This window comes from Alkalicoccus urumqiensis, assembly GCF_002993335.1.
GTDB lineage: Bacteria > Bacillota > Bacilli > Bacillales > Salisediminibacteriaceae > Alkalicoccus > Alkalicoccus urumqiensis.
Genome location: NZ_PVNS01000016.1, coordinates 1 through 15,910, shown reverse-complemented (window position 1 = coordinate 15,910; position 15,910 = coordinate 1). Strand labels below are relative to the sequence as shown.

General features: G+C 49.6%; 15 protein-coding genes and 1 other RNA gene. 15 read left to right on the top strand and 1 reads right to left on the bottom strand.

Annotation, left to right across the window (positions count from 1 at the left end; genetic code table 11):
* Positions 1-57: 57 nt before the first annotated feature.
* The 10 genes from C6I21_RS14595 to moaA all read left to right on the top strand — a co-directional run bounded on the left by C6I21_RS14595 (position 58) and on the right by moaA (position 10,381).
* A complete protein-coding gene (locus C6I21_RS14595) occupies positions 58-2,337 on the top strand; it encodes a DEAD/DEAH box helicase (RefSeq protein ID WP_105960221.1) in 2,280 nt (759 codons plus the stop codon).
* Positions 2,338-2,345: 8 nt separating this feature from the next.
* Positions 2,346-3,533, top strand: coding sequence for a ribonuclease H-like domain-containing protein (locus C6I21_RS14590; protein WP_105960220.1), 1,188 nt, complete (start codon positions 2,346-2,348; stop codon positions 3,531-3,533).
* Entirely contained in the window at positions 3,520-5,424 is a 1,905-nt protein-coding gene (locus C6I21_RS14585; protein WP_105960219.1) for a DUF294 nucleotidyltransferase-like domain-containing protein, read from the top strand. The genes C6I21_RS14590 and C6I21_RS14585 overlap by 14 nt, the downstream gene beginning before the upstream one ends.
* Entirely contained in the window at positions 5,424-6,119 is a 696-nt protein-coding gene (locus C6I21_RS14580) for a 3'-5' exonuclease (RefSeq protein ID WP_105960218.1), read from the top strand. Before C6I21_RS14585 ends, C6I21_RS14580 begins: the two co-directional genes overlap by 1 nt.
* Before the next feature lie 279 nt (positions 6,120-6,398).
* Entirely contained in the window at positions 6,399-6,947 is a 549-nt protein-coding gene (locus C6I21_RS14575) for an SLOG family protein (RefSeq protein ID WP_105960217.1), read from the top strand.
* Between the two features lie 49 nt (positions 6,948-6,996).
* A complete protein-coding gene (gpsB, locus tag C6I21_RS14570; RefSeq protein WP_105960216.1) occupies positions 6,997-7,302 on the top strand; it encodes a cell division regulator GpsB in 306 nt (101 codons plus the stop codon).
* Positions 7,299-7,706 (top strand): ribonuclease HI family protein, encoded by a 408-nt coding sequence (locus tag C6I21_RS14565; RefSeq protein WP_342587723.1) that lies wholly within the window; start codon positions 7,299-7,301, stop codon positions 7,704-7,706. Before gpsB ends, C6I21_RS14565 begins: the two co-directional genes overlap by 4 nt.
* A 48-nt stretch (positions 7,707-7,754) precedes the next feature.
* Positions 7,755-8,145, top strand: an RNA gene (rnpB, locus tag C6I21_RS14560) — RNase P RNA component class B.
* An 87-nt stretch (positions 8,146-8,232) separates the two neighbouring features.
* On the top strand, positions 8,233-9,366 hold the full coding sequence (locus C6I21_RS14555) for a THUMP domain-containing class I SAM-dependent RNA methyltransferase (RefSeq protein ID WP_105960215.1): 1,134 nt from the start codon (positions 8,233-8,235) through the stop codon (positions 9,364-9,366).
* A 16-nt stretch (positions 9,367-9,382) separates the two neighbouring features.
* A complete protein-coding gene (gene moaA / locus C6I21_RS14550; RefSeq protein ID WP_245411659.1) occupies positions 9,383-10,381 on the top strand; it encodes a GTP 3',8-cyclase MoaA in 999 nt (332 codons plus the stop codon).
* A gap of 67 nt (positions 10,382-10,448) precedes the next feature.
* On the opposite strand, the gene C6I21_RS14545 is transcribed toward moaA, so the two are convergent.
* Positions 10,449-10,754, bottom strand: a complete 306-nt coding sequence (locus C6I21_RS14545; RefSeq protein ID WP_105960213.1) for a HesB/YadR/YfhF family protein — start codon at positions 10,752-10,754, stop codon at positions 10,449-10,451.
* 125 nt (positions 10,755-10,879) lie between these two features.
* Between C6I21_RS14545 and C6I21_RS14540 the strand changes: the two genes are divergently transcribed.
* Genes C6I21_RS14540 through C6I21_RS14520 form a run of 5 tightly spaced genes read left to right on the top strand, consistent with a single transcriptional unit; the run spans position 10,880 to position 15,744 of the window.
* Positions 10,880-12,379, top strand: coding sequence for a carboxypeptidase M32 (locus C6I21_RS14540; protein ID WP_105960212.1), 1,500 nt, complete (start codon positions 10,880-10,882; stop codon positions 12,377-12,379).
* Positions 12,376-13,305, top strand: a complete 930-nt coding sequence (locus C6I21_RS14535) for an ABC transporter ATP-binding protein (RefSeq protein WP_105960211.1) — start codon at positions 12,376-12,378, stop codon at positions 13,303-13,305. Before C6I21_RS14540 ends, C6I21_RS14535 begins: the two co-directional genes overlap by 4 nt.
* Positions 13,302-14,858, top strand: a complete 1,557-nt coding sequence (locus C6I21_RS14530; protein ID WP_105960210.1) for an ABC transporter permease/substrate-binding protein — start codon at positions 13,302-13,304, stop codon at positions 14,856-14,858. The genes C6I21_RS14535 and C6I21_RS14530 overlap by 4 nt, the downstream gene beginning before the upstream one ends.
* Positions 14,859-14,898: 40 nt before the next feature.
* Positions 14,899-15,318 carry a universal stress protein gene (locus C6I21_RS14525; RefSeq protein WP_105960209.1) on the top strand — a complete coding sequence of 140 codons (420 nt, stop codon included), beginning with the start codon at positions 14,899-14,901 and terminating at the stop codon, positions 15,316-15,318.
* 18 nt (positions 15,319-15,336) lie between these two features.
* On the top strand, positions 15,337-15,744 hold the full coding sequence (locus C6I21_RS14520; protein ID WP_105960208.1) for a CoA-binding protein: 408 nt from the start codon (positions 15,337-15,339) through the stop codon (positions 15,742-15,744).
* Positions 15,745-15,910: the final 166 nt, after the last annotated feature.

Sequence of the window (15,910 nt, the reverse complement as noted above, 5' to 3'; positions counted from 1 at the left end):
GTGGGAGAGCTTTTTTCTGCCATAGAGGAGAACAGGATCTACTCGAGGAGGGAACGTATGTTTCGAAAACGGACGTTTCAGGAATTAATAGATGCCCTTAAAAATAATGAAAATATATCCTACTGGCATGAGATCGCACCTGTCGCAGCCCGGTATGCACCGATGCCGGAAACGGTGCCGGAAAAGCTGAAAGCAGCGCTTAAAAGCCGCGGTATCGATGAGCTGTACACCCATCAGGCAGAGGCGTTTCAGGCCGTCCAGAAAAAGGAGAATATCGTAACGGTAACGCCGACCGCTTCCGGCAAGACGCTCTGTTACAATCTGCCGGTGCTGTCGAACCTTGCCGCTAATCCCAACGCAAGAGCACTCTACCTTTTTCCGACAAAAGCGCTGTCACAGGATCAGCGTAGTGAACTGGATGAATTGATCGAAGCAATGGAATCGGAAATTAACAGCTTTACGTATGACGGGGATACACCGTCTTCGATCCGCCAGCACGTGCGGCGGGCCGGGCATATCGTTATTACGAACCCGGATATGCTTCATTCCGCCATCCTGCCGCATCATACGAAGTGGATTTCGCTGTTTGAAAATCTGGAAACGGTCGTGATCGATGAACTTCACACATACAGAGGGGTTTTCGGCTCCCATGTTGCAAACGTGATCCGGCGGCTGAAACGGCTCTGCAGATATTACGGAAGCGACCCTGTCTTCATCAGCACGTCAGCAACAATCGCCAATCCAAAAGAGCTGGCGGAACAGCTTACCGGAGAAAAAGCTTCGCTGATTAATACGAACGGGGCTCCTTCAGGAAAAAAGCATATTGCATTCTTCAATCCACCGATCGTGAATGAAGAGCTGCGTATCCGGCAGAGTCCGTCAAAAGCAGTGCAGCAGCTTGCACTTTCCTTTTTAAAAGAGCGGATTCAGACGATTGTTTTTGCCCGCAGCAGAGTCCGCGTGGAAGTCATTTTAAGCAGGATTCAGGCCGGTCTGGAAAATGATGAACTCCGTCAGTCGGTCCGGGGGTACAGAGGCGGCTATCTCCCCAATCAACGTAGAGAAATCGAACGGACACTAAGAACCGGTGAGACGCTTGGTGTCATCAGTACGAATGCACTGGAACTTGGAGTGGATATCGGGCAGCTGCAGGTATGTATTTTAACCGGTTATCCGGGATCGATCGCTTCGAGCTGGCAGCAGGCAGGACGTGCTGGAAGACGACAAAACGAATCACTCGTCATTCTGGCTGCAGATTCCTCCCCTGTGGATCAGTATGTATTTACGAATCCTTCGTATTTCTTTGAAAGCTCTCCCGAAACGGCGAGATTGAACAAAAACAACGTGATTATTCTTGCGGACCATATCAAGTGTGCAGTGTATGAACTTCCTTTTGCCGAAGGAGAGCCGTTTGACGATTTAACTTGGGAAGATACGGCAGGATTCCTGGAGTATCTATCTGAATCCCGTGTGCTGCATGAGCGGAGTGGAAAATGGTACTGGATGAATGACGCTTTCCCTGCTCATAATATAAGCCTGCGTTCAGCAGCGCAGGAAAATGTCGTTATTATCGATCAGAGTATTCCGGCCAAAAACAGAGTGATTGGTGAAATGGATACGTTCAGCGCGCTGACGCTTCTACATGATGAGGCAATCTACCTGCACGAAGGAATTCAATTTCAAGTGGAACTGCTGGACTGGGACGAAAAGAAAGCGTATGTCCGTGAAGTAAGCGTCGACTATTTCACAGATGCCAACCTTGCGGTGAAGCTCACGGTGCTTGAAATCGATGAAGAAAAAGAACTTGCCGGCGGGACATTTCTCCAGTACGGAGATGTGATGGTTTCTGCTATGGCGACGCTGTTTAAAAAAATTAAGCTGGACACGTTCGAAAACGTCGGTTCGGGCCCTATTCATCTTCCGGAGCAGGAACTGCATTCAACCGCTGTCATGCTCGAATTTTCAGAGGAGGCCGTGGAGGCACTTGGTGAGGAAGAAGTGGAGCAGGTACTTTTGGGGCTTGCCCACGTCTGGCAGCACGTGGCCTGTGTGCATGTAATGTGTGACAAAGGCGACCTTTTTACTGTTCCCCAAGTGAAATCCGCCCACGCCGAGCTTCCGACAATCTTTCTGTACGATCGTTATCCGGGCGGCATCGGTCTTTCTGATAAAATATATAAAGAAGCGGAAAACGTGCTGGAAAAGACGAGATCGTATTTGAGCGGCTGTCCGTGTGACTCAGGCTGTCCATCATGTACAGGAATGACAGCTGCTTTTGACGGGATTAATGTAAAACACTGGGCAGCCAGGCTTCTAGAAAATGCACTTTACCGGTAGGTGATGAAATGAGTCTATTAAAAAAATTAAAGCGGATGGCCCCGGAGCCGAAGGAAGCAGCGCCGCAGGCTGCTGCAGAAGAACGGCCCGACTTTGAAAAAATCGGTTTTTATCCCTTTTATCTCGACGGCGTCCGTTCCCAGAGAAGGCGGTTTACAACAGCCTGGAGCGATCCGGAGCTGTACGACCGTTTAGTGAACTGCCTGAATTTCTGGCAGGATACGGTTCATCCGGTTTCAGTTCCGAAAGATGCTTCGCTTCTGTTTTTCGATACGGAGACAACCGGTCTGGACAGCGGTGCAGGCACATATATTTTTCTCCTCGGTTACGGTCGTGTATCAAAACAAGGCGTGGAAATCACTCAGCATTTTATGGAAGGACCGGAAACGGAGGCCGCTTTTCTCGGCGGTTTTCTCGATGATCTCGGGCAGGAGGAGCACCTTGTTACCTATAATGGCAAAGCGTTTGACTGGCCCCGTGTGAAATCACGTCATGCTTTTCTGCAGAGAGAGCTTCCGAGACTGCCGGAGACAGGTCATGTGGATCTTCTTCACGCAGCACGGCGCTTCTGGAAAGATACGCTGCCTTCCTGCCGTCTTCCCGTCATTGAAGAGAAGATTTTAAACAAACCTAGAACCGGTGATACCCCCGGAAGCATGGCTCCGCTTTTGTACTTTGAATACCTGGAAAAAAATGATCCGGCCCTTCTCGAAGGAATCGTCGATCACCATGCACAGGATATTATGTCCCTTATTGAACTTTACATCGTTCTTTCAGAGAAGCTTCTGTTTCCGGAAAAAAGTGCGATGACGGTGGAAAGTGAGGCGTCCGCATTATGGTGGTATCAGCTGAATGAGACAGAGCGTGCGCAGGAACATTTTCGACATGCCGATAAACTGGATGGGTCGTCTTCCTTTAAGCGTGCTTACTATAAGGCGCTTATCCATAAAAAGAGAGGCGACGTGCATCAGGCGGCGGCCGTCCTTGAAAATGTGTGCAGCGCTCCTCTTCAGGGACCTTACTATGTGTATGAGGAACTGGCAAAACTGTATGAACATCAGCTGAAAAAGATGGAGGCGGCCCAATCGCTGTTAACGCCGCTTGATGAGAGCCGTATGACGGATAAAGAAAGAACCAAATACAGGCACAGGCTTTCCCGTGTAGAAAAGAAGGTGTTGCAGCGTGAAAACGAATAATGTAGATATATCCATCCGGAATATGGCACCTTTCAGCTCACTTACTGATGAAGAGTTCGACCGGCTTACAGCAGTGTCCCAGTGGATGCGTGCGGATGCAAATGAATTCCTTTTCCATGAGGAAGAAGAAGATGTGGAAGTCTACTTCCTTCTCGAAGGGCTCTGTAAAAATGTTCTGCACCGCGAAGACGGCCGTGCCGTATCAGTGCGGTTTTACTATCCTGGTGACCTGATCGGCCTTATGATTTTATTTTCCGGCGGTAAAATGACGTTTTCCGTCGAGGCTCTGGAACCTTCCGTTATGCTGAAACTGTCCAAAAAAACGGTGCTGCAGCTGATGGAGGAGAACCAGGCCTTCCGTACAGCGATCCATCATGACCTTGGGGAGAGTATGAAGTCGCTCTATCACGAACTGAAGCAGGAAACCGGTGGAAATGAAGAAAATTTCCAGCTGTTCCGGACGAAAGTACGTTCACTTATGACTCATGCTCCGACGATACCGGACTCGCAGGAAATGAGTGCTGCCTGCAGGCGTCTGGCTTCAGAAAATCTTGAAGGGCTGGTTCTCGTTACCGAAGAAGGGGCGTATTCCGGCGTGCTGACGCAGCGCGGCGCGCTGAAATGTGCTGTAAGCGGCAGGATGACAGATGCTGTGTCGCAGTGGAAACAGTCTGTTCCATCGGTGGAGGAAGATACATTTACGTATGAAGTACTCACCTATTTTAAAGACGATCATATCGAGCTGATTCCTGTCGTTCACGGGGTGACGGTTGTCGGAATGCTGACAGCGGAATCATTTCTGCAGCTGCAGGATTCGGAATATCTGCAGCTGGCTTATGAACTTCAGCATGCCCAGTCGTTTAAGGAAGCAGCTTCTGCCTCACCGAAAGTAAATCAGACGTTTCATGCATTTACCCGCTCTCTGTTAACAGAAGGGATCGCCGCCGGAGAGGTCAGTGAATTTTTATCCAGCTACAATGATCAGATCCACCGCCGGATTATACAGCTGGCAGTGCGCTCTATGCAGCAGGATGGGTACGGGCTGCCTCCGGTAAATTATTGTTTTATCGTGATGGGAAGCCAGGGGCGGATGGAGCAGGGTTTCAGTACAGACCAGGATAATGGACTGATTCTTGCAGACTACCGCCACCTGGAGAACAAAAATGACATTGAAGATTACTTTCACCGCTTTGCTGCGCGGGTAAATGATGGACTCGTTCAGGCTGGGTTTCCAGAATGTACCGGAGGCATTATGGCACGGGAGCGCCGCTGGTGCAGAGAAGTTAGCGAGTGGAAAAGAGAGGTCGTCCGCTGGATTAAAGAAAGCGACAGCCGCGAAATCCGTGATTTTACCATCTTTATTGACTACCGTCCGGTGTTCGGGGACTACTCGCTTGCAGAAGAATTACGGACGTACGTGCTTCCGCACGCTAAAGAAGGGCGGCTGCTTCATGCCATGCTGATGAAAGATACGCTCCGTTTCCGCGTTCCGGTTAATGCACTCGGCCGCTTCTCGTTCCGCAGCAGACGCTCCGAGCTGGACATTAAAAAACAGGGGCTTATGCAGATCGTTAACGGCGTCCGGATTTCTGCCATGCAGTATGGTATTGAAGCGGTATCGACAAAGGAGAGGCTTCTTCAGCTGGAAAAACTGGAAGTGTTCCACCCCCGGGATGTCCGAAACATTTTAACTGCTCTGGATGTGCTCCATCAATTCCGGATTGAACTTCATTTAAATCAGCTTCGTGATGAACGTCCGCTCACAAACCAGCTGCTGCCGCTGGAGATGGAAAAGGACGATCGGAAACGCCTGAAGGAAGCGCTCGTCGTTGCAAAACGGCTTCAGCAGATGTTCGAGCTGAGCTTTCAAAAAAGCAGGGGGATTTCCTGATGCTGCTGAGATGGATGAAGCATACGTTTCAGGACGGACCGGCATTCGAAAAATACAGGGATGCTTTTATTGACGAAAACAGAGTCATTTTCGATATCGCATGTGAAGCTGTGGAAAAAGCGAATGCAGCCGCAGAACGGATGCATACGGATGTGAACCGGATAGACTTTACGGTCGTTGATCTGGAAACAACTGGTTTTTTCCCGGATCTGGGTGATGAAGTGCTCTCAATTGGTGCCTGCAGGAACGAGAAACAATTTTACGATACGTGCTCCGCGTTTAAACCTGTACCTCCGTTTATTGAAGAACTGACGGGTCTGAAGCAGCAGCAGATTAATCTCTCGCCATCCTTTCCGGAAATACTGACTTCCTACTTGTCGTTTCAGGAGGGAAGCGTGCAGGCGGCATATCCGGCATCGTTTGATCTTCCATTCCTCCAGGAGCTTTTAAAAAGGTGGCAGATGCCGCCTCTCCTGGTTCCCGGTCTCGATATTCTGGAGCTTTCCAGAAAAACAGCAGACAAACCGGATCACCGGCTCGATAAATGGGTGAGTGATCTCAAGCTTTCCACCAGACGGCATCACGCATTGGAAGATGCTTCGGCTGCTTCCACAGTCCTGGATTATTTGTTCAGGCAGAAGCGTTACCACTACCTCGAGGAGGTCCCCGGTTATATGGCTCCGGGTTCCTATTAAGGGCTTGCAATTCCCTTCAAATATGACTAAGATACAATGGAGAAGGTATTAGAAGGGAAGAGGAAAATGGCTCGAATGCTCGTCGTTATGTTTTTTGCAGTTATTGGCGGTACTTTGCTGTTTCTGCAGTAGTGTCTCCGCTTTCACCAGGGGTGGTGGAAGCGGATTTTTTTGGAAGATAGAAATGTTTACTATAACTGGCGGTTTCCGTGTCTGCGTGTCCTGATCTGCAGGACGGCTGCCGGCAGCAGCCCGGTCAGTCCGATCAGGAGGGATATTTTGTACCGAGTACTTGCAGTATCGGGATACAAACCGAATGAGCTGGGTATCTTTCAGGAGAAGCATGATCAGCTACCCTGGCTGAAACAGGCGATTAAAAAGAAACTGGAAGAGTTTATCCAACAAGAGGGAACAGAATGGATCGTCACAAGCGGACAGCCGGGCGTGGAACTCTGGGCCGGCGAAGCTGCGATTGAGCTGAAGCAGGAGGGGTACCCGGTACAGACAGCTGTTATTGCTCCGTTTACCGAGCAGGATGCCCGCTTTCCGGACCCGGTAAAGCAGTTGTATGATAAAGTATGGTCACAGTGTGACTACCATGATTTTATAACGAAGCGGCCGTATGAATCACCTGCGCAGCTCCGGCTGAAAAACGAATTCCTCGTATCAAAGACAGATGCGCTTCTGCTTCTTTATGATGAGGAAATGGAAGGATCACCGCGCTTTTTTCTGCAGGCAGCAGAGAAAAAGAAGGATTATCCGGTTCTCTACCTGACGCCGGAGGAAATAGAAGATAAGATCCGGGATATGCAGGATGACTGGAATTGACAAGACGCACCGATTTTGAAAAAATGACAACTATAGAGGTGAAGCACTTATGGAACGGATGGCAAAACTGTCGAAAAATGATATTTACGAAAAAGAATTCAAAACGAGTATGCGCGGATACAATCAGGATGAAGTAGATCAGTTTCTTGATGAAATTATTAAAGATTATGAAGCATTTGAAAGCCAGGTTCAGAAGCTTGAAAAACAGCTCGAAGAACAAAAACAGCGGCCACAGCGTGAGGAGCAGCGTTCTGCTCCCAAAGCTCCGGCCGCTAATACGAATTACGACATTCTACGCAGACTGTCCAACCTGGAAAAACACGTGTTCGGCAGCCGGCTTCATGATGAGCGATGATTGCTACGCTGTATATTGATGGTGCCAGTGCGGGAAGCCCGGGACCAAGCGGTGCAGGGATCTTCATGAAGCAGGGAGGCAAGCAGTGGCGCCACAGTGTGCCGCTTCATCCGATGACGAATAATGAAGCAGAATTTCATGCATGCCTGCTCGGACTCTCGCTTGCACAGGAAGAAGGGTTCAACGTTGTCTCCATCTGTTCCGACTCCCAGGTGCTCGTTGATGCTGTGGAAAAACGATTTATTAAAAACAAATCGTTCCGTCCGCTGCTCGAAGAAATTTTAACGATCATGGATCAGTTTGAAGCATGCTTTATTAAATGGATTCCGACGAAGGAAAACAGAGAAGCAGATGTTCTTGCAAAAAAAGCGGTCCAGAAGGCAAGGAACGGCACCAGCGTTTGATAACTGGTCCGCGCTGTGATATGATAAACTGCGTTGTTTTCTTCTGCTGTACTCGGGTAATCGCTGTGCGCATTCAGCGCATAGAGGAAAGTCCATGCTCGCACAGCCTGAAACGGCTGTAGTGTTCGTGCCTGACGAAAAAATAAGTCAGGGCAGTGTGCGTCTGCACACTGACGGCAGAGACTCTGCCTGTGTCCCATCAGCGGATATGGCAGCCATCTCTTGAAAGTGCCACAGTGACGGAGCTTTACTGGAAACGGTAAAGGTGGAACGAGGTAAACCCCGCGAGTGAGAAACCCAAAATTTGGTAGGGGCACTTCCGGAAAGGAATCAAACGGACCGGAAGACGGACAGTTTGTCCGTAGACAGATGATTACCGCTTTTGTACGAGGGGAGGTTCCCCGTCTGCAGTACGAAAGACAGAACATGGCTTACAGAGTACAGCTGGAGTATAACAGCCGCAGCCTCACGTGGATCGTGGGGCCTTTTTTTACATTTCCTACATTAAAATAAAGCAGGTGAACGAATGACACAGTATTCTCTTCTGGCAACGACGACGATGGGTCTGGAAGCAGTCGCTGCAAAAGAACTAAAAGACTTAGGAATGAAAGACATTCAAGTGGAGAACGGAAGAGTCCGTTTTCAGGGGGATGCATCCGATATCGCACGTGCCAACCTCTGGCTCCGAACAGCGGAACGCGTCAAGCTGATTGTCGGTGAATTTCCCGCCGTTACATTTGATGAGCTGTTTGAAAAAACGAAAGCACTGCCGTGGGAGCAGTTTCTGGAAAAAAACAGCGCGTTTCCTGTACTCGGCAGATCCGTTAAATCAACGCTGTTCAGCATTTCCGACTGCCAGTCCATCGTTAAAAAAGCGGTTGTTGAAAAACTGAAGCAGTCATATGATGTCTCCTGGTTCGACGAACAGGGCGGAGAGTCTGTGATTGAAGTCGCTCTTCATAAAGACCATGCTGTTCTTACACTCGATACGAGCGGGAGCGCACTGCATAAAAGAGGGTACAGAAGTGCACAGAATCAGGCGCCGCTTAAAGAAACGCTCGCAGCGGCCATGCTGAAACTCGCCAACTGGCATCCGGATCTGCCTCTTCATGATCCATTCTGCGGAAGCGGTACGATCCCGATCGAAGCGGCAATGATTGCCCAGAATATTGCACCGGGCACTCAGCGGTCCTTTGCCTTTGAAAACTGGCACTGGTTTCCGCAGAACGTCTGGGAGAAAGCGCTGGAGGATGCGGAGGAAGCAGCGGATTACGACAAGGAATTTACCATTACCGGCTCGGATATCGACCATAAGATGATTGAAATTGCGAGATCAAATGCGATGGAGGCAGGATTCCCGGATCAGATTTACTGGAAACAGATGCGGGTACAGGATTTCCATCCAGATGAGGTAAAAGGTGTCATGATTGGAAACCCGCCTTACGGCGAACGTATGCAGGAGCGTGAAGAGGTCGAGACGCTTTACCGTGAACTCGGAAAACTGATGCTCGGTTTCCCGCACTGGAGCGTGTATATCATTACGTCCCACGAACGCTTTGAAAAATTGTACGGAAAAGAAGCAACGAAGCGAAGAAAGCTGTACAATGGAAATATCAAGACGCAGTATTATCAATTCTGGGGAGAAAAACTCCCACGCTGAAAAGGAGCGTGGAAAAATGCTTCTGGATACGAGAAACCGGCCGCTCCGCGACCTGCGCATATCAGTAACAGACCAGTGCAATCTGCGCTGCCGTTACTGCATGCCGAAAGAAATTTTTGATGATCACTTTCCTTTTCTTCAAGGAGAGGATCTGCTGAGCTTTGAGGAAATTGAAGCTATTACTGCTGCCTGTATTGAACGGGCGGATGTAAAAAAACTCCGTATTACCGGAGGCGAGCCGCTGCTGCGGAAAAATCTGACTGATTTAATTGCCAGATTGAGCCGATATACAGAGATTGAAGATATAGCTATGACGACAAACGGCATTCTGCTGCCAAAGCACGCAGAGGATTTAAAGCAGGCTGGATTAAAGCGGGTTTCTGTCAGTCTCGACTCCCTTGACGATGACCGGTTTCAGTCTATCACCGGCCGGTCCATGCGCGTCAAGCATGTGCTGAACGGAATTGAGGCTGCGCAGAAAGCCGGGCTTTCGGTAAAAGTGAACATGGTCGTCAAAAAAGGCATGAACGAGGAAGACGTTCTGCCGATGGCGGAGTATTTCAGAGGCACCGATATTGTTCTGCGCTACATTGAATATATGGATGTAGGAAATGCCAACGGCTGGAAGCTGGATCACGTACTCACGAAAAAAGAGATCATCGAGTCTCTTCAGAAGCAGTTTCCACTGGAGCAGGCGGATCCTTCCCAGCCCGGCGAGACTGCGGACCGGTTTAAATACAAGGACGGCAGCGGCGAGATCGGAGTCATCTCCTCCGTATCGGATGCGTTCTGTCATTCATGCAACCGTGCCCGGCTGACAGCGGACGGACAGCTGCTTACGTGTCTGTTCGCATCGAAGGGAACAGACCTCCGTTCCGTCGTTAGAAACGAGCCGGAAACACTCTCGGACGTCCTTGAATCTGTCTGGAAGAAAAGGGACGATAACTATTCCGAAGAGCGTCTGAAAGCTACGGGGCCTTCGAAGAAACTGGAAATGCACCGTGTTGGTGGATAGCATAAAAACGCAGGATGAAGCCTAACCGCTTCATCCTGCGTTTTTTCTGTGCACACTATGACGCTCATTAATCTGCTTCCTTGAAAGATAAATCGGTGCCTTCTTCATGGAAGACGATGTCACCGATGTCGGGATCATAATCGATTGTCATGCCATCGAAGTACCACCGGTCTGTTTCGGCAATATAGACCGTGATGCCTCCCGTCTGGATGGTTTCATAATCGATATCCGGTCTGCTCCCCGTCACGCCGGCTGAAAAACCGCCGGAACCCATGCCGCCGACACGCAGATAAAAATAAAGTCCGTCTGATTCCTGCAGCTGCATTTCCTTCTGATAAAAGGAAGCTGCCCGTTCTGTTACCTTTAAATTCACGTTATCACCTCTAACATTCAGTGTAACACAGCTTACGCCGGTGCTGTATTGCGTGAAATTTGTGTGAACGTTCCGTATAATGGAAATAGTAAGCTACATAATGCACAGAAAAAGGAGCGGAGACGATGGAAAAACAATTTTATTCGTATATGCAGAAAACAGAGCACTTAAAAGAAGCAGCAGGTCTTATGGCGTGGGATCTGAGAACTTATGCCCCTAAAAAAGGAGCAGCGGGACGCGGCGAAGCAGTAGGTACGCTTTCGGAAATGATTTTTGAGCGGGAAACGTCTGAAGAGATGAGGTCATTTTTAAATGAGCTTCCCGGGCGTACAGATAATAAAGTAACGGAAGCATCTCTCAGGGAATGCCGCAGAACATTCGACAAACTGACGAACGTCCCTCAGGAGGAATATAAAGCCTTTGTTGTGTTAACAACGCAGTCGGAGAAGGCGTGGGAGGAAGCGAAGGAGACCGGCGATTTTCAGACATTTGCACCATACTTAAAAGACATCGTTGACTTCCAGCGCAGGTACGCTGAATGGAAAGGATACGAAGGAGAAAAGTACAATGCGCTCCTGGATGATTTTGAACCGGGACTTACAACCGAAAAGATCGATGACGTGTTTGCAAAGTTGAAACAAGAGCTCGTTCCGCTGGTGGAACAGATCAGCACGAAGAAGAATCCGCCGGCCGATCTGTTTTCCGGTATGCAGGAGCAGGACCAGGCAGCCTTCAGTCAAAAAATTCTTGAAGCGATGCACTACGATTTTGATGCAGGGCGGCTCGATAAAACGGTCCATCCTTTTGCTATTGGATTAAACAGCGGGGACGTACGTGTGACAACGAAATATGATGAGAATGATTTCCGTACGGCTGTTTTCGGCACCATCCACGAAGGAGGCCATGCTCTGTACGAACAGAACATCGGCGCAGATCTTTATGGCACGCTGCTCTCGGGCGGTGCTTCGATGGGAATTCATGAGTCCCAGTCTCTTTTCTGGGAAAATTTCGTCGGACGGCATTACGCTTTCTGGAAGTCGTATTATCCACTTCTGCAGGACGCGCACGAACCGCTGAAGAACGTTCCGCTCGATTCTTTTTATCCGGCGGTGAACCAGGCCGGCCCATCGCTGATCCGGATTGAAGCAGATGAGCTGACGTACTGCCTTCATATCATTCTCCGCTATGAGCTCGAGAAAGCACTGATCCGCGGTGAACTGGAAGTGGATGATCTGCCGGAAGCCTGGGCGGATAAAATGGAGGAGCTGCTCGGCATCCGTCCGGAGAATGATAGTGAAGGCGTACTGCAGGATGTCCACTGGCCTGCCGGTATGTTCGGCTATTTTCCTTCCTATGCATTCGGCTATATTTACGCGGCCCAGCTGAAGGAGGCAATGCTTCAGGATCTGCCGGAATTTAATGAACTGCTGGAAGAAGGGAATCTCACCCCTGTAAAAGAGTGGCTTACAGAGAATGTCCACCGTCACGGCAGACTGATGGACCCTGAAGAGCTGCTGAAGTCTGCAAGTGGGTGGGAAATGACCCCCGAGCCGCTCATCCGGTATTTAACTGATAAATATACTGCGCTGTATAACTTGAAGGAATCAGAAGAGGTGGACAAGTGATTGAGTTCAAGCAGGTCTCCAAACAGTTTCCTGATGGAACCAAAGCGGTCAATGACGTTTCATTCCGCGTAGAGCAGGGGGAATTTTTCATTCTCATCGGCCCGAGTGGCTGCGGGAAAACGACATCGATGAAAATGATCAACCGTCTGATCGATGCAACAGGCGGAGTGATTGAAATCCAGGGGGAGGATATTCAGAAGAAAAATATCCATCAGCTCCGCTGGGAAATCGGCTATGTCCTTCAGCAGATCGCACTATTCCCCCATATGACGATAGCGGAAAACATCGCTATCGTACCGGAGTTAAAAGGCTGGGAGAAATCGAGTACAGAATCACGGATTGATGAACTCCTCCACATGGTCGGCCTTGAGCCTGAGACGTACCGAAGCAGATACCCTTCCGAATTATCAGGGGGGCAGCAGCAGCGGATCGGTGTCGTCCGGGCGCTTGCCGGCAATCCGGATATCCTTCTTATGGATGAACCGTTCAGCGCACTGGATCCCTTGAGCCGGGAACAGCTGCAGGAGGATATACAAAAGCTGCAGAAGGAAATAAATAAGACGATCGTATTCGTCACGCACGATATGGATGAAGCTTTAAAACTCGGCGATCGAGTAGCTGTCATGCAGGAGGGGTCCATCGTTCAGATAGACTCTCCCGAAGGGCTTCTGCAGCGGCCGGAAAATGAGTTCGTCAAGTCATTCGTCGGAAGCCGGAGAAACCCGTGGACGCTGCCTGTCAAAGAAGCGGCTCAGGGGGATGCTTCTGCCGATCTCCACGTTCTGGATCCAGAAATGACAATCCGTGATGCGTACCAGCAGATGAGAAAAAACAGCATATCCGAAGCGTCTGCGGACGGGAAGCTGGTAACGCAGCAGTCTATGCTTGATGTACTTGCGCGTGAGGAAGAGGTGGAAAGCCGATGAATCAAATTCAAATGTTTTTTCAACTGGCATCCGATCGTTCCGACCTTCTTCTCGATGCGTTCTGGCAGCATATTGAAATGTCGTTAATTTCTCTTCTGATCGCCGTATTTATTGCTGTCCCCTTAGGAATTTTTCTAGCGGTGAAACGAACCGGAGCAGAGCCTGTAATCGGTTCAACAGCAGTCCTTCAGACGATACCGAGCCTCGCACTTCTCGGGTTTTTGATTCCGTTTGTCGGTATCGGTACCACGCCTGCGATCATTGCGCTCACTGCCTACGCTCTGATGCCGATTCTCCGTAATACGTTTACCGGTGTGAAAGGTGTAGACCCCGCTTTAACAGAAGCTGCCCGCGGAATGGGCATGAGCTATCCGCAGATGCTGTTTAAAGTCCAGCTGCCGCTTGCGATGCCTACCATAATGGCTGGTATCCGTACCGGTATGGTGCTGATCGTCGGTACAGCCACATTGGCTGCACTCGTCGGTGCCGGCGGACTGGGCGATTTAATCATGACCGGTCTGAACCGGAGCAATAATTACTACATTCTTCTCGGTGCAATACCTGCAGCTCTGCTTGCTGTTTTTCTGGATATCATTCTCCGTCAGACAGAGAAACGCTCAAGCGGCGCGAGCATCCGTCCTATATTTGTCATCGTTGCACTCGCACTGCTGCTCGTAACAGCGCCGTATGGCTATCGTCTTGCTGTCGGCGGAGGTGAGGATGATGAAATCGTTATAGCAGGGAAACTGGGTGCAGAACCGGAAATCGTGATTAATATGTACAAGCTTCTGATTGAAGCAGAAACGGATTATTCCGTCGAACTCGAACCGGGTCTCGGTACAACAGATATCGTTTTCGAAGCGACTCGGTCCGGTGATATTGACGGCTATTTTGAATTTACAGGTACTGCTATTACAACGCTGCTGGAAGAAGATCCGGTATCCAACAATGAACAGGAAGCATATGAGCAGGCGCGTGACGGTATGCTTGAACAGTACGGCCTCGTTTTCCTGGAACCAATGGATTACCAGAACACGTACGCTTTAGCGGTAACCGAAGAATTTGCTGAATCTGAAGGGGTGGAGACCATATCTGATCTCATCCCGTATGAAGAGGATCTGACAGCAGCATTCACGTTTGAATTCTATGACCGTGAAGCCGACGGCTATCCTGCCATACAGAATGTGTACGGCCTTGATTTTGAAGACGTTCAGACAATGGATCCCGGCCTGCGCTCGGGTGCACTCGTATCCGGTGATGTTCAGGTCATCGATGCTTATTCGACGGACAGTTATATGATTGAATACAATCTGGTAACGATGGAAGATGACGAAAATGTCTTTCCACCGTTTAACGGGGCTCCGCTCTTTAGAGAGGATGTTCTGATCAACTATCCGGAAATCGAAGACGTATTAAATGTTCTCGGCGGCAGAATTACCGAAGATGAGATGATGCAGATGAATTATGAAGTGGACGTCAACGATGCAGATGCATCCGACGTAGCAAGAAACTATCTGGTAGAAGAAGGACTGCTCCCGGGAGAAAGCGAATAATACAATATAGGGTTAGTATTTCTTGAGAGGGGGAAGGTTTATGTTTACACACATTCTTCTTGCTGCCGATGGTTCTGCCCACTCTGTCCGCGCCTGTGAAAGGGCGGTGTTTATCGCGCAGAAATCCAATGCGGACATCACGCTTATTCATGTCGTTGATGATCTTCCCGCCCGCTCGGATGTAGCGGATGAAGAGATGCGTTTCAGGGAAGTGCCGGAGCACCGGAAAAAGCGGGTGGATACGATCGTTCACATGCTGGAAAAAAGCGGTGTGTCGTATACGGTGCATCATATATTCGGTGAGCCCGGACCATCCATCGTCAGGGAATCCAAAGACCGGAACGCAGATCTTGTCGTACTCGGCAGCCGGGGGCTGAACCAATTTCAGCAGATGGTGCTTGGAAGTGTGAGCCATAAAGTGGCAAAACGGGCAGAATGTCCGGTAATGATCGTTAAGTAGATAGAAAGGGTGTTTTACATGCTCGACCAGTCTCAGAAGAAAAAAGTTCTGGAAGAAGCTCAGGTAATCGCAGTCGTCGGTCTATCGGATAAACCGCACCGCACAAGTTATCAGATCGCCGAAGCAATGCAGAAAAAGGGATACCGGATTATACCGGTGAACCCAACGATTGAGGGGGTTCTCGGCGAACAGGCTGTAGGTTCGCTGACAGAAATCGATGAAAAAGTGGATATCGTCAATATTTTCCGCGACTCCAGCCATCTGCAGGCTGTTGCCGGCGAGTTTCTCGAAACGGACTATCCGGTTTTCTGGGCGCAGCTCGGCGTCTATGACCAGGCTGCCATGGAGCTTTTGGAGAGTAATGGACGAAAAGTGGTCATGGATTCCTGTATTAAAGTGGATCATGCCCTGCTTGTAAAAAAATAAGATTTCCCTGTGTACTGCAGCACTCTATCGGGTGCTGCACTTTTTTCGTGTGCCTGGCATGTCTGACAGCTAGGTGGTGAAAGTCCACTACGGGCTTGGTAATGGGAACCGTTAGCGAATGGCAAGGGTGTCCGGGGTGACCCGGAATCTGAAGGAAGCCGGACGC

Bases quoted from the DNA above. Each gene is read 5' to 3' on its own strand.
- C6I21_RS14595 (WP_105960221.1), top strand. From the start codon at position 58: ATGTTTCGAAAACGGACGTTTCAGGAATTAATAGATGCCCTTAAAAAT.
- C6I21_RS14590 (WP_105960220.1), top strand. From the start codon at position 2,346: ATGAGTCTATTAAAAAAATTAAAGCGGATGGCCCCGGAGCCGAAGGAA.
- C6I21_RS14580 (WP_105960218.1), top strand. From the start codon at position 5,424: ATGCTGCTGAGATGGATGAAGCATACGTTTCAGGACGGACCGGCATTC.
- gpsB (WP_105960216.1), top strand. From the start codon at position 6,997: ATGGAACGGATGGCAAAACTGTCGAAAAATGATATTTACGAAAAAGAA.
- C6I21_RS14565 (WP_342587723.1), top strand. From the start codon at position 7,299: ATGATTGCTACGCTGTATATTGATGGTGCCAGTGCGGGAAGCCCGGGA.
- C6I21_RS14555 (WP_105960215.1), top strand. From the start codon at position 8,233: ATGACACAGTATTCTCTTCTGGCAACGACGACGATGGGTCTGGAAGCA.
- moaA (WP_245411659.1), top strand. From the start codon at position 9,383: ATGCTTCTGGATACGAGAAACCGGCCGCTCCGCGACCTGCGCATATCA.
- C6I21_RS14540 (WP_105960212.1), top strand. From the start codon at position 10,880: ATGGAAAAACAATTTTATTCGTATATGCAGAAAACAGAGCACTTAAAA.
- C6I21_RS14530 (WP_105960210.1), top strand. From the start codon at position 13,302: ATGAATCAAATTCAAATGTTTTTTCAACTGGCATCCGATCGTTCCGAC.
- C6I21_RS14525 (WP_105960209.1), top strand. From the start codon at position 14,899: ATGTTTACACACATTCTTCTTGCTGCCGATGGTTCTGCCCACTCTGTC.
- C6I21_RS14520 (WP_105960208.1), top strand. From the start codon at position 15,337: ATGCTCGACCAGTCTCAGAAGAAAAAAGTTCTGGAAGAAGCTCAGGTA.